The organism is Duganella sp. Leaf61 (assembly GCF_001421905.1).
In the GTDB taxonomy this organism is placed as follows: domain Bacteria; phylum Pseudomonadota; class Gammaproteobacteria; order Burkholderiales; family Burkholderiaceae_D; genus Rugamonas; species Rugamonas zoogloeoides.
The window spans coordinates 754819-772476 of record NZ_LMLM01000001.1; the positions used below are offsets into that span (position 1 = coordinate 754819).

A 17658-nucleotide genomic window follows, 5' to 3' on the forward strand; every position below is an offset into this window, starting at 1 on the left:
GGGTTGGGCGGACGCCGTTGTCCTGCCAGTCCGTCTTTGGACCGGCTATGTATTCGTGTGCTGCAGGGAGATCGCCGTTGACCTCTTGCTTTAGCTATTGCAAGAGGCGTGCCAGATGGGGTTTTGAGGGCGCTACAGAGGGAGAATGCGGCTTTGCGGGGAATTGGTGCGCAGATGACAATACCAGCTGGTGCGAGCTGGCGGTGCATGGCGCACGGTATCAGTGCGCCATGGCGGTGCAGCCAGCCGTCAGGCGCTGGCCTGCAGCGGTGCGGCCGCTGCCAGGTCCTGCCAGTCGTCGGCGCAGCGCACCACGTCACCGACCACGATGATGCTCGGGCTACCGAGGCCGCTCTCGCGCAGCGCGACGGGCAGCTCGCCCAGGGTGGTGAGCAGCTTGCGCTGGTTGTCGCGCGTGGCTGCCTGCACCACCGCCACCGGCGTGTCCCGCGCTGCGCCACCGCCCAGCAGGCCGGCCACGATGGACTCGACGCGCGCCACGCCCATGTAGATTACCAGTGTCAGCCGGCTTTGCGCCAGGGCCTGCCAGTTCGGCTCCGATGCCGCATCCTTGCCGTGGCCGGTGACGAACGTGGCGCCCTGGCTCCACGACCGGTGCGTGACCGGCACGCCGATGCTGGTCGGCGCGGCCAGGCCGCTGCTGATGCCGGGGATGACGTCCACCGCGATGCCCTGCGCGCGCAGGGTGGCGCGTTCCTCGCCGCCGCGCCCGAACATGTACGGGTCGCCGCCCTTGAGGCGCACCACGTGGCGGCCGGCGCGCGCTTCGGCCACCATCAGCCGCTCGATGAATTCCTGCGGCGTCGATGCGCAGCCGCCGCGTTTCCCTACCTGGACCACGCGGGCACTCGCCGGTGCGTAGTCCAGCACCTGCGGGTTGACCAGGTCGTCGATCAGCAGCACGTCGGCGCGTTCGATGGCGCGCACGGCCTTGATGGTCAACAGTTCCGGGTCGCCGGGTCCGGCGCCCACCAGGGTGACACTGCCTTGGGTAGTCATCATTTATTCCTTCAAGCTGCCGCGGCCAGCGCGGTATTGACCATCTGGTCGATTTCATCGGTGATCCCGGACAGCACGCCCGCCACCACCGCAAATTCGCGCCCGGCCTGGCCGGCGCGCGCTGCCACCACGCGCGCATTGAAAGCCACCATGCGCGCCTGCTTGTTGATCTTCTCGATATCGGTGATCACGCCGCGCAGCTGCTTTTTCATCAGCCGCGCATGCAATTTCGCCTGTTCCTCATAGACGCTGGTGATCTGGTTGAGGATCGCCAGCGTGGGCGTGGTCAGGCGCACCAGTTCGGCCAGCAGGCCGGCGGCCGCGCCCTTGTCGTGCGGGCTGGCGATGGCCGCCAGCGTGCGGTCGGCCTGCTCGGCAAAGGCGACGATCTCGCGGTCGCCGGCCAGCTTGCCGAAATAGGCTTCGCGCAGTTCGGCGCAGAACACGCCGGGCAAGCCGTCGGCGTCCGCCAGCAGCGCCTTGTGGGCGCCCCGGAACAGGGCCAGCGCCTCGCGGGCGATGGCCTCGGCCCCGTCCTGCCCCTGCGACGCCAGCACCGCGTACAGCACGATGCGCTGCGACGTGAAGCGGCGCCGGCCCGACAGGTTGATCATGGCGCCGAACACTTCGCCCGACAGCGCCTTGGCCTCGCTTTCCAGGTGGCGGGTGTTCATGTCCATCAGGCGGCATCCTTGGCCGGATGCGCCTGTTTGCGGTACAGGAACTCCAGCACGGCCGTGCGGTATTCCATGTAGCGCGCATCCTGCGCCAGCGCCACGCGGTCACGCGGACGGTCCAGCTGCACCGCGACGATTTCGCCGATGGTGGCGGCCGGGCCGTTGGTCAGCATGACGATGCGGTCCGACAGCAGCACCGCCTCATCGACGTCGTGGGTCACCATCACCACGGTGGACTTGGTGGCCGCGACGATCTTGAGCAGCTCGTCCTGCAGGTGGGCGCGGGTCAGCGCGTCGAGCGCGCCGAACGGTTCGTCCATCAGCAACACTTTCGGTTCCATCGCCAGCGCCCGGGCGATGCCCACGCGCTGCTTCATGCCGCCCGAGATTTCGTTGGGACGCTTGGTTTCGGCCGCTGTCAAGCCGACCAGCGCCAGCGCCGCCATGGTGCGCTCGCGCAACTGCGCTTTCGATTCGGTCTTGCCGAACACGCGTTCGACGCCCAGGTAGATGTTCTCGTAACAGGTGAGCCACGGCAGCAGCGAGTGGTTCTGGAACACCACCGAGCGCTCGGGCGATGGCCCGGCGATCTCGCGGTTGGCGCACAGCAGCACGCCGTCGGTGGGCTTGGTCAAGCCGGCGATCAGGTTGAGCAGGGTCGATTTGCCGCAGCCCGAGTGACCGATCAGGGTGATGAACTCGCCCTTGGCGACGGTGAGGTCGATCTCGCGCAGCGCGTGGAATACACCCTTCTTGGTGTGGAAGACCATCTCCACGCCCTCGATGTCGATGAATTTCGATTCGTCCATGGCCATGCTCCTTAGTTCGACACTTGTTCGTAGGTGAAGGCACGGGCCAGCGCCATCAGGGCTTGTTCCAGCAGCAGGCCCACGAAGCCGATGGCCACGATGGCGATGATGATGTGCGGGACATTCAAATTGTTCCACTCGTCCCACACCCAGAAGCCGATGCCCACGCCGCCGGTCAGCATTTCGGCCGCGACGATCACCAGCCACGCAGTGCCGATCGACAGGCGCACGCCGGTCAGCACATACGGCAAGGCCGATGGCAGCAGGATCTTGGTCAGGATCTTCCACTCCGACAGGTTCAGTACGCGCGCCACGTTCATATAATCCTGCGGCACGCGCTGCACGCCCACGGCGGTGTTGATGATCATCGGCCAGATCGAGCAGATGAAGATCGACCAGATCGCGGCGGGGTTGGCCGACTGGAACACCAGCAAACCAATCGGCAGCCAGGCCAGCGGCGACACCGGTTTCAGCAAGCTGATAATGGGGCTGAACATGGCACTGACAAACTTCACGCGACCGATCACGAAGCCGAGCGGGATGCCGACCAGCGCGGCCAGACCGAAGCCCACCGCTACCCGCTGCAACGAGGCCAGCAGGTTCCAGCCGATGCCCTGGTCATTCGGGCTATTGCGGTAAAACGGATCGGAGAACATTTTCACCGCTTCGTGAAACGTCACCAGCGGTGTCGGGAAGGTGGCGTTCTTGATGGTGATCAGCTGCCAGATCAGCACCAGCAAGGCGGCGCCCACCAACGGCGCGACGATTTTCATGGCGGTGGCCGAAAGCTGCTGGCGCACGCGCGCGCTGGAATTGGCGGCCAGCGCGCGGCGCGGGCGGCGCGCCGGCTTTTCAGCTTCGAGGACTTCGGTATTGAGCGGCTTGGCGCTGTCGGGTTGGAGCATGGCGTTCATGGCTTTCCTTCAAAGGACGATGAATCGGACTACTGCAACTTAAGCGCGGATCTTGAACGAGGCAGCAAACGCTTTCGGATTCGAGCCATCCCACACTGCGCCGTCCACCAACTTGGACGTGCGCAGCGGGCTTTTGGGCACCGGTGTCTTGGTCATTGCCGCCGCATCCTTGTACAGGTCGATCTGGTTGACCGACTTGGCCACGGCCAGGTAGTCCGGGTCGTCCTTGAGCAGGCCCCAGCGGCGGTGCTGGGTCATGAACCACATGCCGTCCGACAGGTAGGGGAAGTTCACCAGGCCGTCGTTGTAGAACTTCATGTGATTGGCGTCGTCCCAGGTCTTGCCCAGGCCATTCTGGTAACGGCCCATGATGCGCTGGTCGATGGCGTCCTTGCTGGTGTTGACGTACGACTTGTCGGCGATCACTTCGGCCATCTTGTTCTTGTTGGCCAGCGAGGCGTCGATCCATTTGCCCGCATCCAGAATGGCGGCCATCATCGCGCGGCAGGTGTTCGGATATTTTTTGGCAAATTCCAGGGTGGAGCCCAGCACTTTTTCCGGGTGGTCCTTCCAGATGTCCTGGGTGGTCGTCGCGGTGATGCCGATGCCGTCCATGATGGCGCGGTGGTTCCACGGTTCGCCCACGCAGAAGCCGTCCATATTACCCACGCGCATATTGGCCACCATCTGCGGCGGCGGCACCGTGATCACTTTCGCGTCCTTCATCGGGTTGATACCGTTGGCCGCCATCCAGTAGTACAGCCACATGGCGTGGGTGCCGGTCGGGAAGGTCTGGGCAAACGTGTACTCGCGCTTGTCGGTGCGCATCAGCTTGGCCAGGCTGGCGCCATCGACGGCGCCCTTGTCGGCCAGCTTTTTCGACAGCGTGATGGCCTGACCGTTGTTGTTCAGGCCCATCAGCACCGCCATGTCCTTCTTCTGGCCGCCAATGCCCATCTGCACGCCGTACAGCAGGCCGTACAGCACGTGGGCGGCATCGAGGTCGCCATTGGACAGCTTGTCGCGCACGCCGGCCCACGAGGCCTCCTTGCTCAGCACAAACTTGACGCCGTATTTCTTGTCGAAGCCCAGCACCGACGCCATCACCACCGACGCGCAGTCGGTCAGTGGAATGAAGCCGATCTTGACTTCTTCCTTCTCCGGTTTATCGGAACCTGCCGCCCACGCACCACCACTTGCCAAACCCAACATGCTTCCTCCTGCGACCAGACTTGCGCCATGAATGATTTTCCTGCGCGTGACATTAACGTCGGCCGGGGTCGGTGGCAAGGCGTTGTCGGCGATATTTGGTGTTTCTTTCATGGCGTTCCCTTAGTAGTCAGCAAAACCGTTGGACCAAAAAAAACGCCTACCCCCGCGAACGCATTCGCGTGATGGTAGACGTCGTTGTCTTGTGACCCTCACCGCCGTTGGCGAGGTTCAGCAGCGCAGCGTTGCGCTTGGTTTAAGACTATGCAATGTCTGTGCCAGCGAGCTGTCACAGGAGGAAGGTAAGGGAATTGACGGCAACGCACCGCACCCGCGCACCGTTGGTGAGCACGCGCCTCATTTTGGACGCGAAAAACAAAATAAAGATTATCCGAGCAAGTCTTCCACATCCAGAATACGCTGCGCGACTTCCGAGAGCTTGAGGTTCTTGCTCATGGCCATGCTGCGCAGCTTCTGGTACGCCTGCTCTTCGCTGAAATGTTGGCGCTCCATCAAGAGCCCCTTGGCGCGTTCGATGATCTTGCGCTCGGCCAGTTTGCTCTTGGTGTCGGACAGTTCGTCGAGCAGTTTCTGCTCGCGCTTGAACCGCGCCAGCGCCACGTTGAGCACCGGCTTGATGCGGTCGCTCTGCAGTCCGGCCACGATGTACGCCGACACGCCGGCAGCCACGGCCGCCTCCATGCTGGCGGTGTCTTCGCTTTCGGTAAACATCACGATGGGGCGGCGCTCGTCGCGGGTGGCAATGACGATGTGCTCGAGCACGTCGCGCGCGTCCGATTCCGCATCGACGATGATCATATCGGGCTGCAACTGGGCTATGCGATCGGGCAAATACATGTCCGGCGGCAGCGAAGCAACGATGTCGTAGCCAGCCTCGAGCAGTCCAATGCGCAATATCCGCGCCCGCTCGACCTGGGCGTGCACAGCCTCGTCATCCTCGTTGCCTGCATGGATGATGGCGTTGACGACAACAATGCGCAGGTTACGCGTGGTCATGGGAGGTGGCAGCGGGTTGGTTCTGGGCTGTAGAGCAAGCAAGAACCAAACCAGTCGTTTTGATGTGCATGCGCAGATTCTAAGGCACAACACCAAATTTTTGCCAGTTTATCGGCGCCAGCGACGTCGATTTGTTGCCGCCACCACCAGTGCGGTCTACTTGGCGAGATTCAGGTACGGGATCGGCGCGTTGCTGTACATGTTTTGCGGCAAGGCGCCATCCCAGCGTTCAGCCTTGATTTTCCCGACCTCGATGCGGCGCAGTTCCAGCACTTCCTTGCTGCGCGCCAGCGCATCGTTTTGCACCCGCAGCGCCTCCGCCTGCGCGGTGGCGGTCTTGACGCTGGCGTACGCTTCGCCGTCGGCCTTCGCTTCCAGCGCCGACGCCTCCACCACAGCAACCTTTTGCTTTTGCTCGGCTTCCACCGTCTTCAGGCGGTTCTCGGCGCCCAGGTGTAACTGCTCCTGCGTGACCTTTTCCGCGATCGCCTTCATATAGTCGTCGGAAAACGAGAAATTGGTCATGTCGATATTGATCACCTGGGCGTCGTACACGGCCAGCTTGGTGCGCAGCGCACTGCTGATTTCTGTCGACACCTTGGCGCGCTGGCTGATCAGGTCGGGCGCCGAATAGCCGGCATCACCGAGGCCGATCGGCTGGCCGTTCTCGATGATATTGGAAATGACCAGTACTTCCGGGTTGGACGGCAGCTGGAAGTTGCGCGGCACGTGGATTTGCAGCAGCCCGAAACGGCGGCTGAAATCGACCTGCTGCTGCGGTGTGACGCGCTGGTCGCGGAACACCAGCAAGTGGCGATCGAGGTGCGCCTGGTCGATGCGCTGGAAATCGCGCGCAGGCAGCGGATGATGCAAATCGAGGCCGAGGATCTCCGCACCCAACGGCGCATCGAACACTTCGACCTCGATCGAGGCTTGGATATTCGGCACTATGCCCTTTCGTCGGTCGATCTGGTGTAACCTTAAGCCTATGAATACCGTCTTCTCCCTATCACGTCGAAGAAGAAAAATGCGGGGTCGAATAGCTCGTCGTGATGCCTGCCTGACGACAGCTTCGTTACGCCGTATGTTCTGGAGGATTAATGCTTCCCGTTCATTGGCTTGCCAACGCAAGCAACAACCTGGCCACCATCATCGAGTTCATTGCCGAGCGCAATGCAGCTGCTGCGGCCCATCTGCTCGATGACATCGAGCGTGCCACCCCCAGTTGCCACAGCATCCATACTGGTATCGCCCGGGGCGAGTCGCAGGCACGCGGGAAATCGTCGTGCATCCTAACTATATCGTGGTGTACCAGGTCTGCCCGAACGTGATTGAAATCATCGCGGTCTTGCACTCGCGCCAACAGTATCCGCCCAAGGCTTAACAAAGCAAAAGGGGAAGCATGAACATGCTTCCCCTTTGAGTGTCGCCCGTCCCGCAGTTTTACGCAGCAGCCGTCTCGTACCGCGCCAGCGACTGCTCCACGCGCGGCGCCAGTTCGGCCAGCGATGCGACGCTCATGCCCAGTTCCTGCAACTTGCCGTCCTGGATGCCGTACACCCAGCCGTGCACCGTCAGTTCCTGGCCACGGTCCCAGGCGTCCTGCACGATGGTCGTGCGGCAGACGTTGGAGACTTGCTCGATCACGTTCAGTTCCACCAGGCGCTCCGAGCGGCGTTGTTCGTTGACCACGGTGCCCATGTAGCGTTCGTGCTTCTGGTGCACGTCGTGGACGTGGCGCAGCCAGTTATCGACCAGGCCCACGCGGGTGCCGGTCATGGCTGCATGCACGCCCTTGCAGCCGAAGTGGCCGACGACGATCACGTGCTTGACCTTGAGGATGTCGATGGCGAATTGCAGCACCGACAGGCAGTTCAGGTCGGAGTGCACGACCACGTTGGCGATATTGCGGTGAACGAACACATCGCCCGGCGCCAGGCCCAGCAGTTCATTTGCAGGGACCCGGCTGTCCGAGCAACCGATCCACAGGTACTCGGGCGCGGCCTGGTTGGCCAGGCGGTTGAAGAAATCGGGATCGCGCTCAACTTCCGAAGCGGCCCAGCGTCGGTTGTTTTCCAGCAGGCCGCGCAGGGGGGAAGTGCTTTGTTCCAGGTCTTTCATGGTGTCCTCTCTACATAAAGAGACCGCCGGTCCACCCGGAATGGGCGGCGCGGCGGTCAGATATTACCGGTGCTGCATGGCGCGATGTTTACAAGCGGTTACTCGAAGAAATCTTTCACCTTGTCGCGCCAGGTCTTGGTCTGCGGGCTGTGCTTGTTGCCGCCTTCGGTGGTCGACTTTTCAAACTCACGCAGCAGGTCTTTTTGCTTTTCGGTCAGCTTGACCGGCGTTTCAACCGCCACGTGACAGAACAGGTCGCCCGCGAAACCGGAACGCACGCCCTTGATGCCCTTACCTTTCAGGCGGAAGGTCTTGCCCGACTGGGTACCTTCGGGAATCGTAAACGATACTTTACCAGACAAGGTCGGCACTTCGATTTCGCCGCCCAACGCTGCCTTGGTAAACGAGATCGGCATTTCGCAATGCAGGTCGTCGCCTTCGCGCTGGAACACCGCGTGCGGCTTGATGTGGATTTCCACGTACAGGTCGCCCGATGGCCCGCCATTGGTGCCCGGCTCGCCGTTGCCCGACGAGCGGATGCGCATGCCGTTGTCGATACCGACCGGGATTTTGACTTCCAGGGTCTTGTTGCGCTTGATGCGGCCCTGGCCCGAGCATGCCGGGCATGGTTCCGGGATGATCTTGCCGGTGCCGTGGCACTTGGGGCAAGTCTGCTGGATGCTGAAGAAACCCTGCTGCATGCGTACCTGGCCGTGCCCGGCACAGGTGGTGCAGGTGACCGGCGACGTGCCGGGCTTGGCGCCGCTGCCGTGGCAGGTGTCGCACTTGTCCCAGGACGGTACGCGGATCGTGGTGTCGAAGCCGTGGGCCGCTTGCTCCAGCGTGATCTCGAGGTTGTAGCGCAAGTCGGCGCCGCGATAGACCTGCGGGCCGGCGCTGCGGCCGCGGCCTGCCCCGCCACCGAAGATGTCGCCAAAGATATCGCCAAAGGCATCGCCGAAACCGCCGGCGCCACCGAAGCCGCCACCACCATTGTTCGGATCGACGCCGGCGTGACCGTAACGGTCATACGCCTCGCGCTTTTCCGGATTGGTCAGCATCTCGTAGGCTTCCTTGACTTCCTTGAACTTGCCTTCAGCCTCGTTGTCGTCCGGATTGCGGTCGGGATGGTACTTCATGGCCAGCTTGCGGTAGGCCTTCTTGATTTCGTCTTCCGACGCGTTTTTTGCGACACCGAGTGTCTCGTAGAAATCACGCTTTGCCATATTGGTCGGGACCTTGCTGTATTAAATATTCGGTACTGATTATGCGAAAAAGCCGAGCCGGCAGCGTGGGGAACGCCCGCTCGGCTCGGCGGAATACTGGCGGCGGGGCCGTGATGGGCCCCGCCACAACGATCAACAACAATTACTTGTTGTCTTTGACTTCCTTGAAGTCAGCGTCCACCACATCGTCTTGTGGCTTGGCTTGCTCGGCGCCTGGCGCACCTTGCGCGCCAGCTGCGCCGGCGTCACCGCCAGCTGCCTGCTGCGCCTGCATGTCGGCGTACATCTTCTCGCCCAGCTTTTGCGAAGCGGTCGTCAGTGCGGCCACCTTGGCGTCGATGTCGGCCTTGTCGCCCGATTTGATCGAACCTTCGAGGTCCGTGATCGAGGCTTCGATCGCTTCCTTCTCCGACGCTTCCAGCTTGTCGCCGTATTCGGTCAGCGATTTGCGGGTCGAGTGGACCAGCGCGTCAGCCTGGTTGCGCGATTCGGCCAGTTCTTTCACTTTCTTGTCTTCTTCGGCGTTGAGCTCGGCGTCTTTCACCATTTTCTGGATTTCCGCTTCGGTCAGACCGGAGTTGGCCTTGATCGTGATCTTGTTTTCCTTGCCGGTGGCCTTGTCCTTGGCGCCCACGTGCAGAATGCCGTTGGCGTCGATGTCGAAGGTCACTTCGATCTGTGGCGTACCGCGCGATGCTGGCGGGATGCCTTCCAGATTGAATTCGCCCAGGCCCTTGTTGCCGGCCGCGATTTCACGCTCACCCTGGTAGACCTTGATGGTCACGGCAGGCTGGTTGTCGTCGGCGGTCGAGAACACTTGCGAGAACTTGGTCGGAATCGTGGTGTTCTTGTGAATCATCTTGGTCATCACGCCACCCAGGGTTTCGATACCCAGCGACAGCGGAGTCACGTCCAGCAGCAGCAAGTCCTTGCGCTCGCCCGACAGGACCGAACCTTGAATCGCGGCGCCAACAGCCACGGCTTCGTCCGGGTTCACGTCCTTGCGTGGATCCTTGCCGAAGAACTCTTTGACTTTCTCTTGCACCTTCGGCATACGGGTCATACCGCCGACCAGGATGATGTCGTCGATGTCCGATACCTTGACGCCGGCATCCTTGATGGCGATGCGGCATGGCTCGATGGTGGCGATGATCAGCTCTTCCACCAGCGATTCCAGCTTGGCGCGGGTCATTTTCAGGGTCAGGTGGACCGGCGCGCCGTTCGCCATGGCGATGTACGGCTCGTTGATTTCGGTCTGCTGCGACGACGACAATTCGATCTTGGCGCGCTCGGCCGAAGCCTTGATGCGCTGCAGGGCGATCGGATCTTTTTTCAGGTCCAGGCCGTTGATCTTCTTGAATTCGTCGATGATGTAATCGATGATGCGCTGGTCGAAATCTTCGCCGCCCAGGAAGGTGTCGCCGTTGGTGGCCAGCACTTCGAACTGCTTTTCACCGTCAACGTCGGCGATTTCGATGATCGAGACGTCGAACGTGCCGCCGCCCAGGTCATACACGGCGATCTTGCGGTCGCCCTTTTCGTTCTTGTCCAGGCCGAATGCCAGAGCAGCAGCGGTTGGCTCGTTGATGATGCGCTTGACGTCCAGGCCAGCGATACGGCCGGCGTCCTTGGTTGCCTGACGCTGCGAGTCGTTGAAGTACGCTGGTACGGTAATGACCGCTTCGGTCACTTCTTCGCCCAGGTAGTCTTCAGCGGTTTTCTTCATCTTGCGCAGCACTTCGGCCGAGATTTGCTGTGGCGCCAGTTTTTTGTCGCGCACGCCGATCCATGCATCGCCGTTGTCGGCTTTGGTGATCGTGTAAGGCATCAGACCGATGTCTTTTTGCACTTCTTTTTCGTCGAATTTACGACCGATCAGGCGCTTGACCGCGAACAGGGTGTTCTTCGGGTTGGTCACGGCCTGACGCTTGGCCGGCGAGCCGACGAGAATTTCACCATCTTCTTGATAAGCAATGATCGACGGCGTCGTACGTGCGCCTTCGGCGTTTTCGATTACCTTTGGCTGACCATTTTCCATGACGGAAACGCAGGAATTCGTGGTTCCCAGATCGATACCGATAATTCTACCCATGATTTTCTTCCTCTTTGCTATGTTCTAGATGGTACTAATATGTGGAATTACTTTGTCTTTTCAAGTGCTTACTTTGCTTGCGCAGCGGTCACGATGGCCGGACGCAACAGGCGGTCGGCGATCATATAACCTTTTTGCAAGACAGCAACAACAGTATTGGCTTCCTGGTCCGCCGGCACCACGGCAACGGCCTGGTGCTTGTTCGGGTCCAGTTTCTCCCCTTGCGCCGGCAGGATTTCCAGCAGGCGGTTTTTCTCGAAGGCCGCGTTCAGCTGCTTGAGGGTCATTTCAACCCCCTCCTTCAGCGATTCGAGCGTTGGCGCCTCGACCTTCAGGGCCATTTCCAGGCTGTCCTTGACCGGCACCATGGCTTCGGCAAAGCTTTCTACCGCAAACTTATGGGCCTTGGCCACGTCTTCCTGGGCACGACGGCGCATGTTTTCGCAATCGGCCTTGGCGCGCATGAACGCGTCGTGGGTTTCCGCCAGGCGCGCTTCGGTACTGGCCAGTTGCTCTTCCAGGGAAGACTGCTGGTCCGGAGTCGATGGCGCAGCCGTTTCGGCGGCGTTTTCTGGATTAGGCACTGCTTGATTTTCCTGATCTTGCATCTAAAGACTCCTACGATCGTATTTGTTTGACATGACGATTTTGTTTGTCATAGCGAATATCACTGCACTGGCCGTAAATGGAGCGGTATCCCCGTATTTCAAGGGGGTACGGTTCAACAGTGACGATGTAACAAGCTGGGTATTTTAACAGGCTGGCACTCGCCACCCGCAAGTGCTGATTATCGAAAGCGGGGGTGGTGCACGCGGAGATGTGGCTTTTTCGCCGATCAGGCTTTGTTGGCGCGCCGCAGCGGGGCGGCGGGCGCCGGATGGTCGGTCAGTCGGCAGCGCCGCGTGCCAGGGCAGCGGCGCGCCCCACATCGGCGTCCTTGCGGCGCGCCTCGTGCTCGGACGGACCGGCCTGGGTGGGCCAGCCGATCATATGGTGCTCGGCAATTTCGGCCAACGCCGCGATCCACTTGCGCGACGCATTCAGGCACGGGATGTAATGAAACTCGCGGCCGCCGTTCTGCTCGAAGTCGTGGCGCACTTCCATCGAGATTTCTTCCAGCGTTTCCAGGCAATCGCTGGTAAAGCCCGGGCACAGCACGTCGATGCGACGGACGCCATCGCGCGCCAGTTGCGCCACGGTCGGTGCGGTGTACGGTTGCAGCCATTCGGCCTTGCCGAACCGCGACTGGAAGGTCACGATATATTGTTCCGGTTTCAGGCGCAGCGCAGCAGCCAGCAGGCGTGCCGTTTTCAGGCACTCGCAGTGGTACGGGTCACCCAGCATCAGCGTGCGCTTCGGTACGCCGTGGAAGCTGAGCACCAGCTTTTCCGGGCGGCCATGCTGGTCCCAGTGCGCCAGCACCGAATCGCGCAGCGCGTGGATGTAGCCCTCGTCATCGTGGTAGTTGCGCACGAAACGCAGCTCGGGAATATTGCGCACCGAGCCGTAGTGCTTGAACACGGCGTCGTAAATCGAACCGGTCGTCGTGCCCGAATACTGCGGATAGGCAGGCAGCACCAGGATGCGGTCGTGGCCATCGGCCTTCAATTTGTCTAGCACATCGGGCAACGCCGGCGAGCCGTAACGCATGGCCATCGCCACGGTCAGGTCCTGGTGACCGCGATCTTCCAATGCGCCGATCAGCTTGCCGGCCTGGGCGTCGGTATTGACCTTTAACGGCGAGCCTTCGGCAGTCCAGATGGTGGCGTACTTCTTGGCCGACTGGCCCGAGCGGAATGGCAGGATGATCAGGTTGAGGATGAACCACCACACCGCGCGCGGAATTTCCACCACGCGGCGGTCGGACAGGAACTCCCGCAAATAACGCCGCACCGCCGAACTGGTGGGCGCATCGGGCGTGCCGAGGTTGACCAGCACCACCGCGGTGCGGCCAACGGCGCCATGTTTATAGGGAGGTTCTTTTTTGAATGTCATGTGGCGGGCCGGCAATGAAATTGGATTAACGCGCCATTATAGATAAGAACGCGCGCAACCACCGGACCCCACGGCAGTTCAGGACGCCAGCAACTCGCGCGCATGCTGGCGCGTGGTGGCGGTAATCTCGAGGCCGCCCAACATGCGCGCCACCTCCTCCACCCGCGCGCCTGAATCGAGCACGTCGATGCGCGATGCCGTCTTGCCATTGGCCAGCGTGCGCTTGGCCACCTGGAAGTGCTGGCCGCCCTGGCTGGCCACCTGCGGCAGGTGGGTCACGCACAGCACTTGGCGCTCCTGGCCCAGCCGGCGCAGCAAACGTCCCACCACCTCGGCCACGGCGCCGCCGATGCCGCTGTCGACTTCGTCGAAAATCAGCGTGGGCGTGGTGGCAGCCTTGGACGTGATCACGGAAATCGCCAGCGAAATACGCGCCAGTTCGCCACCGGAGGCCACCTTGGCCAGCGGCCGCGCCGCCACGCCGGCATGGCCGGCCACCAGGAATTCTACCTGTTCCACGCCGTGCACGCCCGGCTCGCACGGATTCAGGGCGATATCGAAACGTCCGCCCGTCATGCTCAGTTCCTGCATCGCTTTGGTGACGGCATCGGCCAGCTGGCGGCCGGTGCGGGCGCGCACGGTACTGAGTTTTTTTGCCACGTCGAGGTAGGCGTTCTTGAGCTTTTGTTCCTGCTTGCGCAAGCCTTCGATGTCGCTGGCGTCGGCCAGTTGCGCCAGGCGCTCGGCCTGCCTGGTGTGCTCGTCCGGTAACTCTTCCTCGGTCACGCGGAACTTGCGCGCGGCCGAGTGGATCGCCTCCATGCGCGATTCCACCGAGCGCAGCCGCTCTGGGTCGAGATCGACACGGTCGAGGTAATCGTTGATCGCGTACACCGCCTCCTGCAACTGGATGCGCGCTGGTTCGATCAGATCGACGACGACCTGCATGCCGGAATCGACCGCCGCCAGCTTGCCCAGTTTTTGGTTCAGTGACGACAGTTGCGAGATGATCGGATGCTCTTCCGCCTCGGACAGCACGGTCAAAGCCTCCTGCGCGCCTTCGAGCAGGCTGGCCGCGTGCGACAGCCGGCTTTGCTCATTGGTCACCTCGGCCCACTCGCCCGGTTTGACAGCCAGCTTTTCCAGCTCGTTGACTTGCCATTCCAGCCGCTCGCGCTCGTATAACACGTTGGCGGCGTTGGTTTCGAATTCTTCCAGCTGCTTAGCAACCGCACGCCAGGTTTTATAGGCGGCCGCGACGGCACGCGTGTCGGCGCCGGCCTGGCCGTCGAGCAGCGCGCGCTGGGCGTCGGCCTTCATCAGCGACTGGTGGGCGTGCTGGCCGTGGATGTCCACCAGCAGGTCGCCCAGTTCGCGCAGCTGGGCGGCAGTGGCGGCCACACCGTTGATGTAGGCCTTGCTGCGGCCGGCGTTGTCGATCACCCGACGCAGCAGCGCGCCGCCCTCTTCCACTGCGAACTCGTGCGTCTGCAACCACTCGGCGGCCTGGGCCGAGGGCGCAAAATCGGCGGTGATGTCGGCCTTGGCCGCGCCTTCGCGCACCACGCTGGCATCGCCCCGGCCGCCCAGGGCCAGGGTCAGCGCATCGATCAGGATCGATTTGCCGGCCCCGGTTTCGCCGGTGAAGACGGTAAAGCCTGCGGAAAATTCCAGTTCGATCGAATCGACGATAACGAAATCACGGATGGACAGGGTGCGGAGCATGGATGCCTGAAAGTAGGGGTTAACTAAGTTTGCCTTCGCCCGACGGATACTCGTTCCAATGGAGTTTTTCGCGCAGGGTGTTGTAGTAGCTCCAGTTTTCCGGATGCAGGAAGTTGATCGTGTGCGGCGAGCGCCGGATCACGATCTGGTCTTGCGGCATCAGGCTGGCAAAGGTTTGCATGTCGAAGTTGACGCTGATATCGCGCCCGCGCACGATTTCCACCATGATCTCGCTCGACTCTGGCAACACGATGGGCCGGTTGGACAGCGCGTGCGGCGCAATCGGCACCATCACGATGCCGCCCAGGGCCGGGTGCAGCAGCGGGCCGCCGGCCGACAAGGCATACGCGGTGGAACCGGTGGCGGTGGAAATGATGAGGCCGTCCGAGCGCTGGTTGTACATGAACTGGTTGTCCACGTCCACGCGCAGTTCGACCATGCCGGCGCCGGCGCCGCGCGCCACCACCACGTCGTTGACGGCCAGCCCCAGGTGGATGCTCTTGCCTTCGCGCAGCACGCTGCCTTCCAACAAGGTGCGGCGTTCGGCCTTGAAACTGCCGGCCAGCATGCGGGTAAGCACCTCGAACATGCCCTCGAGCGGGATGTCGGTGATAAATCCGAGGCGGCCCTGGTTGATGCCGATCAGCGGCACATCGTAGGGCGCCAGCTGGCGGGCGATACCAAGCATGGTGCCGTCGCCGCCCATGACGATGGCCAGGTCCGCCTCGGCGCCGATCTCGGCGGCGGTCATGGACCGGATGCCGGAAAAATGCGGCGCCAGGTCGAGCGCGGTTTGCTCCTCGAACACCACCGTGTAGCCGCCAGCCTGCAAAAAATCGACCACGCTGCCCACCGAGTCGGCGATGCCGTCGGTATTCTTGCGCACGGCCAGTGCGATGGTGTGAAAGACGGCGTGCTTGGTAGTCATAAAAATCTCGGCAAAAGTTGGCGGCGGCGACACGCAGCAGAGTAACCGATTACGTCGGCTTCTGCCATCACCGGCCAACCCACGGCCCGCACTGGTTTGCTGTACATATGAACAGTATTTTGCGCAGTATAGTGTGCACTTGCCCGGAGTGCAAGCGCGCACCGACGTGGCGGTTGGAAGTTGTCAAGATTCAAGGTGGCGACCAAGGCCATAACAACTCGCTAATATCGATCGCACAATAAAACCCCGGAGGGCACGATGTCTACCCAAGAAAAAGTCAATACCGACGAAAAGATTGAAAACGACGGCGGCAAGCGCCTGCCACACGAGCGTGACGAATCGCCCGAGGGCCAGAAACCCAAGGAACGCACCATCATGAAACAAGCCGCTGCCGATATCGACAGCGGCATGGTCGATACCGACCTGCGCAACAAGCCCGGCGTGCAACAGCTCCAAACCCCGGCCCCGCGCGAGGCTACTGCCAAGCCGCTGCCCGACACCAAGCAAGACTAACAATACCAAACAGGACCTGCCACTTCATGAACCACGCCACCGCACGCACCGTCGTCTTCACTCTTACCGCGCTCGCTTCCGCTGTCGCGCTGGCGCAAACCGCTCCAGCAGCCCCGGCAGCACCGGCCGGCAGCGCCGCCTACCCGGTCGGCTTCGGCCCCAACCCGGTGCTGCCCAAGCCCGACAAATCGCTGATCCCCACCGTCAACGTGGCAGCGGTCGATCGCTGGACCGCGCAGGAAACCCCGCGCCCGCCCGCCGGTTTCACCGTCACGGCTTACGCACGCGACCTCGACCACCCGCGCTGGATTTATACCTTGCCCAACGGCGACGTGCTGGTAGCCGAAACCAACGCTCCTCCCAAGCCCGACGACAGCAAGGGCATCAAGGGCAAGATCATGCAGCACCAGATGAAAAAAGCCGGCGCGGTCACTCCGTCCGCCAACCGCATCACCTTGCTGCGCGGCGTCGATGCCAAGGGCGTGGCGCAAAGCCGCACCGTGTTCCTGCAAGGCTTGAATTCGCCGTTCGGCATGGCCCTGGTCGGCAACAACCTGTACATCGCCAACAGCGACGCACTGGTGCGCTTCCCGTACAAGGAAGGCGACACCACCATCACCGCTGCCGGCACCAAGGTCATGGACTTGCCAGCCGGCACCCGCAACCACCACTGGACCAAGAACGTCATTGCCAGCCCCGACGGCAAGTCGCTGTATGTCACGGTCGGCTCCAACAGCAATGTCGGCGAAAACGGCATGGAAGAGGAAGAAGGCCGCGCCGCGATCTGGCAGTTCGACATCGCCAGCGGCAAGGGCCGCCTGTTTGCTACCGGCCTGCGCAATCCCAACGGCATGGGCTTCGAGCCGCAAACCAAGGCGCTGTGGACGGTCGTCAACGAGCGTGACGAACTGGGCAACGACCTGGTACCTGATTACATGACCTCGGTGCGCGACGGCGGCTTCTACGGCTGGCCGTACAGCTATTTCGGCCAGAACGTCGATGTGCGCATCACGCCTGCCAAGCCCGAGCTGGTGGCCAAGGCCATTGCGCCCGACTACGCGCTCGGTGGCCACACGGCCTCGCTGGGGCTGGTGTTCTACGAGGGCAAGTTGCTGCCGCAGGCTTACCAGGGCGGCGCCTTCATCGGCCAGCACGGCTCGTGGAACCGCAAGCCGCACAGCGGCTACAAGGTGGTGTATGTGCCGTTCGCCAACGGCAAACCTTCGGGTCCGCCGCAGGACTTCCTCGGCGGTTTCCTCGACGCCAAAGGCAAGGCGCAAGGCCGTCCGGTGGGCGTCGCCATCGACAAACCGGGCGCCGTGCTGGTGGCCGACGACGTGGGCAACATCATCTGGCGCGTGGCTCCCGCAGTTGCCACCACCAGCAAATAACCATTCAACCCAAGGAGAAAT

General features: G+C 62.1%; 17 protein-coding genes. 3 read left to right on the top strand and 14 right to left on the bottom strand.

Features of this window, described 5'->3' with window-relative positions; translation table 11 throughout:
* Positions 1-249: 249 nt before the first annotated feature.
* The 7 genes from cobA to ASF04_RS27890 form a co-directional block, all read right to left on the bottom strand.
* On the bottom strand, positions 250-1020 hold the full coding sequence (gene cobA / locus ASF04_RS03255) for a uroporphyrinogen-III C-methyltransferase (protein ID WP_056138071.1): 771 nt from the start codon (positions 1018-1020) through the stop codon (positions 250-252).
* 11 nt (positions 1021-1031) lie between these two features.
* Complete coding sequence (locus ASF04_RS03260) at positions 1032-1700, bottom strand: methyl-accepting chemotaxis protein (protein ID WP_056138072.1); 669 nt, start codon at positions 1698-1700, stop codon at positions 1032-1034.
* Positions 1700-2506 (bottom strand): ABC transporter ATP-binding protein, encoded by an 807-nt coding sequence (locus tag ASF04_RS03265; RefSeq protein ID WP_056138073.1) that lies wholly within the window; start codon positions 2504-2506, stop codon positions 1700-1702. The genes ASF04_RS03260 and ASF04_RS03265 overlap by 1 nt, the downstream gene beginning before the upstream one ends.
* Positions 2507-2517: 11 nt before the next feature.
* Positions 2518-3420: a nitrate ABC transporter permease gene (ntrB, locus tag ASF04_RS03270; protein ID WP_056138074.1), complete on the bottom strand. Its 903-nt coding sequence runs from the start codon at positions 3418-3420 to the stop codon at positions 2518-2520.
* Between the two features lie 39 nt (positions 3421-3459).
* Positions 3460-4632, bottom strand: coding sequence for a CmpA/NrtA family ABC transporter substrate-binding protein (locus ASF04_RS03275; RefSeq protein WP_056138075.1), 1173 nt, complete (start codon positions 4630-4632; stop codon positions 3460-3462).
* Between the two features lie 384 nt (positions 4633-5016).
* A complete protein-coding gene (locus ASF04_RS03280; RefSeq protein WP_056138076.1) occupies positions 5017-5646 on the bottom strand; it encodes an ANTAR domain-containing response regulator in 630 nt (209 codons plus the stop codon).
* 156 nt (positions 5647-5802) lie between these two features.
* Entirely contained in the window at positions 5803-6594 is a 792-nt protein-coding gene (locus ASF04_RS27890; protein WP_373922116.1) for a TauD/TfdA family dioxygenase, read from the bottom strand.
* 277 nt (positions 6595-6871) lie between these two features.
* On the opposite strand from ASF04_RS27890, the gene ASF04_RS28615 reads away from it, so the two are divergent.
* Entirely contained in the window at positions 6872-7030 is a 159-nt protein-coding gene (locus ASF04_RS28615; RefSeq protein WP_307139206.1) for a type II toxin-antitoxin system RelE/ParE family toxin, read from the top strand.
* A 59-nt stretch (positions 7031-7089) separates the two neighbouring features.
* On the opposite strand, the gene can is transcribed toward ASF04_RS28615, so the two are convergent.
* The 7 genes from can to ASF04_RS03325 form a co-directional block, all read right to left on the bottom strand.
* A complete protein-coding gene (gene can / locus ASF04_RS03295; protein ID WP_056138078.1) occupies positions 7090-7767 on the bottom strand; it encodes a carbonate dehydratase in 678 nt (225 codons plus the stop codon).
* Positions 7768-7865: 98 nt separating this feature from the next.
* Positions 7866-8993, bottom strand: coding sequence for a molecular chaperone DnaJ (gene dnaJ / locus ASF04_RS03300; protein WP_019923741.1), 1128 nt, complete (start codon positions 8991-8993; stop codon positions 7866-7868).
* Positions 8994-9135: 142 nt separating this feature from the next.
* Entirely contained in the window at positions 9136-11085 is a 1950-nt protein-coding gene (gene dnaK, locus ASF04_RS03305; protein ID WP_026637619.1) for a molecular chaperone DnaK, read from the bottom strand.
* 68 nt (positions 11086-11153) lie between these two features.
* Positions 11154-11693 carry a nucleotide exchange factor GrpE gene (gene grpE, locus ASF04_RS03310; protein WP_019923739.1) on the bottom strand — a complete coding sequence of 180 codons (540 nt, stop codon included), beginning with the start codon at positions 11691-11693 and terminating at the stop codon, positions 11154-11156.
* Positions 11694-11970: 277 nt separating this feature from the next.
* On the bottom strand, positions 11971-13080 hold the full coding sequence (gene hemH, locus ASF04_RS03315) for a ferrochelatase (RefSeq protein WP_056138080.1): 1110 nt from the start codon (positions 13078-13080) through the stop codon (positions 11971-11973).
* Between the two features lie 78 nt (positions 13081-13158).
* Complete coding sequence (gene recN / locus ASF04_RS03320) at positions 13159-14805, bottom strand: DNA repair protein RecN (RefSeq protein ID WP_056138081.1); 1647 nt, start codon at positions 14803-14805, stop codon at positions 13159-13161.
* Between the two features lie 19 nt (positions 14806-14824).
* Positions 14825-15733 carry an NAD kinase gene (locus ASF04_RS03325; protein ID WP_056138083.1) on the bottom strand — a complete coding sequence of 303 codons (909 nt, stop codon included), beginning with the start codon at positions 15731-15733 and terminating at the stop codon, positions 14825-14827.
* 258 nt (positions 15734-15991) lie between these two features.
* Between ASF04_RS03325 and ASF04_RS03330 the strand changes: the two genes are divergently transcribed.
* Complete coding sequence (locus tag ASF04_RS03330; RefSeq protein ID WP_056138085.1) at positions 15992-16246, top strand: hypothetical protein; 255 nt, start codon at positions 15992-15994, stop codon at positions 16244-16246.
* A 26-nt stretch (positions 16247-16272) separates the two neighbouring features.
* A complete protein-coding gene (locus ASF04_RS03335) occupies positions 16273-17637 on the top strand; it encodes a sorbosone dehydrogenase family protein (RefSeq protein ID WP_156368516.1) in 1365 nt (454 codons plus the stop codon).
* Positions 17638-17658 lie beyond the last annotated feature (21 nt).

Bases quoted from the DNA above. Each gene is read 5' to 3' on its own strand.
- ASF04_RS03265 (WP_056138073.1), bottom strand. From the start codon at position 2,506: ATGGACGAATCGAAATTCATCGACATCGAGGGCGTGGAGATGGTCTTC.
- ASF04_RS03275 (WP_056138075.1), bottom strand. From the start codon at position 4,632: ATGTTGGGTTTGGCAAGTGGTGGTGCGTGGGCGGCAGGTTCCGATAAA.
- ASF04_RS03335 (WP_156368516.1), top strand. From the start codon at position 16,273: ATGAACCACGCCACCGCACGCACCGTCGTCTTCACTCTTACCGCGCTC.
- cobA (WP_056138071.1), bottom strand. From the start codon at position 1,020: ATGACTACCCAAGGCAGTGTCACCCTGGTGGGCGCCGGACCCGGCGAC.
- can (WP_056138078.1), bottom strand. From the start codon at position 7,767: ATGAAAGACCTGGAACAAAGCACTTCCCCCCTGCGCGGCCTGCTGGAA.
- recN (WP_056138081.1), bottom strand. From the start codon at position 14,805: ATGCTCCGCACCCTGTCCATCCGTGATTTCGTTATCGTCGATTCGATC.
- dnaJ (WP_019923741.1), bottom strand. From the start codon at position 8,993: ATGGCAAAGCGTGATTTCTACGAGACACTCGGTGTCGCAAAAAACGCG.
- hemH (WP_056138080.1), bottom strand. From the start codon at position 13,080: ATGACATTCAAAAAAGAACCTCCCTATAAACATGGCGCCGTTGGCCGC.
- ASF04_RS03325 (WP_056138083.1), bottom strand. From the start codon at position 15,733: ATGACTACCAAGCACGCCGTCTTTCACACCATCGCACTGGCCGTGCGC.
- grpE (WP_019923739.1), bottom strand. From the start codon at position 11,693: ATGCAAGATCAGGAAAATCAAGCAGTGCCTAATCCAGAAAACGCCGCC.
- ASF04_RS03260 (WP_056138072.1), bottom strand. From the start codon at position 1,700: ATGGACATGAACACCCGCCACCTGGAAAGCGAGGCCAAGGCGCTGTCG.
- ntrB (WP_056138074.1), bottom strand. From the start codon at position 3,420: ATGAACGCCATGCTCCAACCCGACAGCGCCAAGCCGCTCAATACCGAA.
- ASF04_RS03330 (WP_056138085.1), top strand. From the start codon at position 15,992: ATGTCTACCCAAGAAAAAGTCAATACCGACGAAAAGATTGAAAACGAC.
- ASF04_RS03280 (WP_056138076.1), bottom strand. From the start codon at position 5,646: ATGACCACGCGTAACCTGCGCATTGTTGTCGTCAACGCCATCATCCAT.
- dnaK (WP_026637619.1), bottom strand. From the start codon at position 11,085: ATGGGTAGAATTATCGGTATCGATCTGGGAACCACGAATTCCTGCGTT.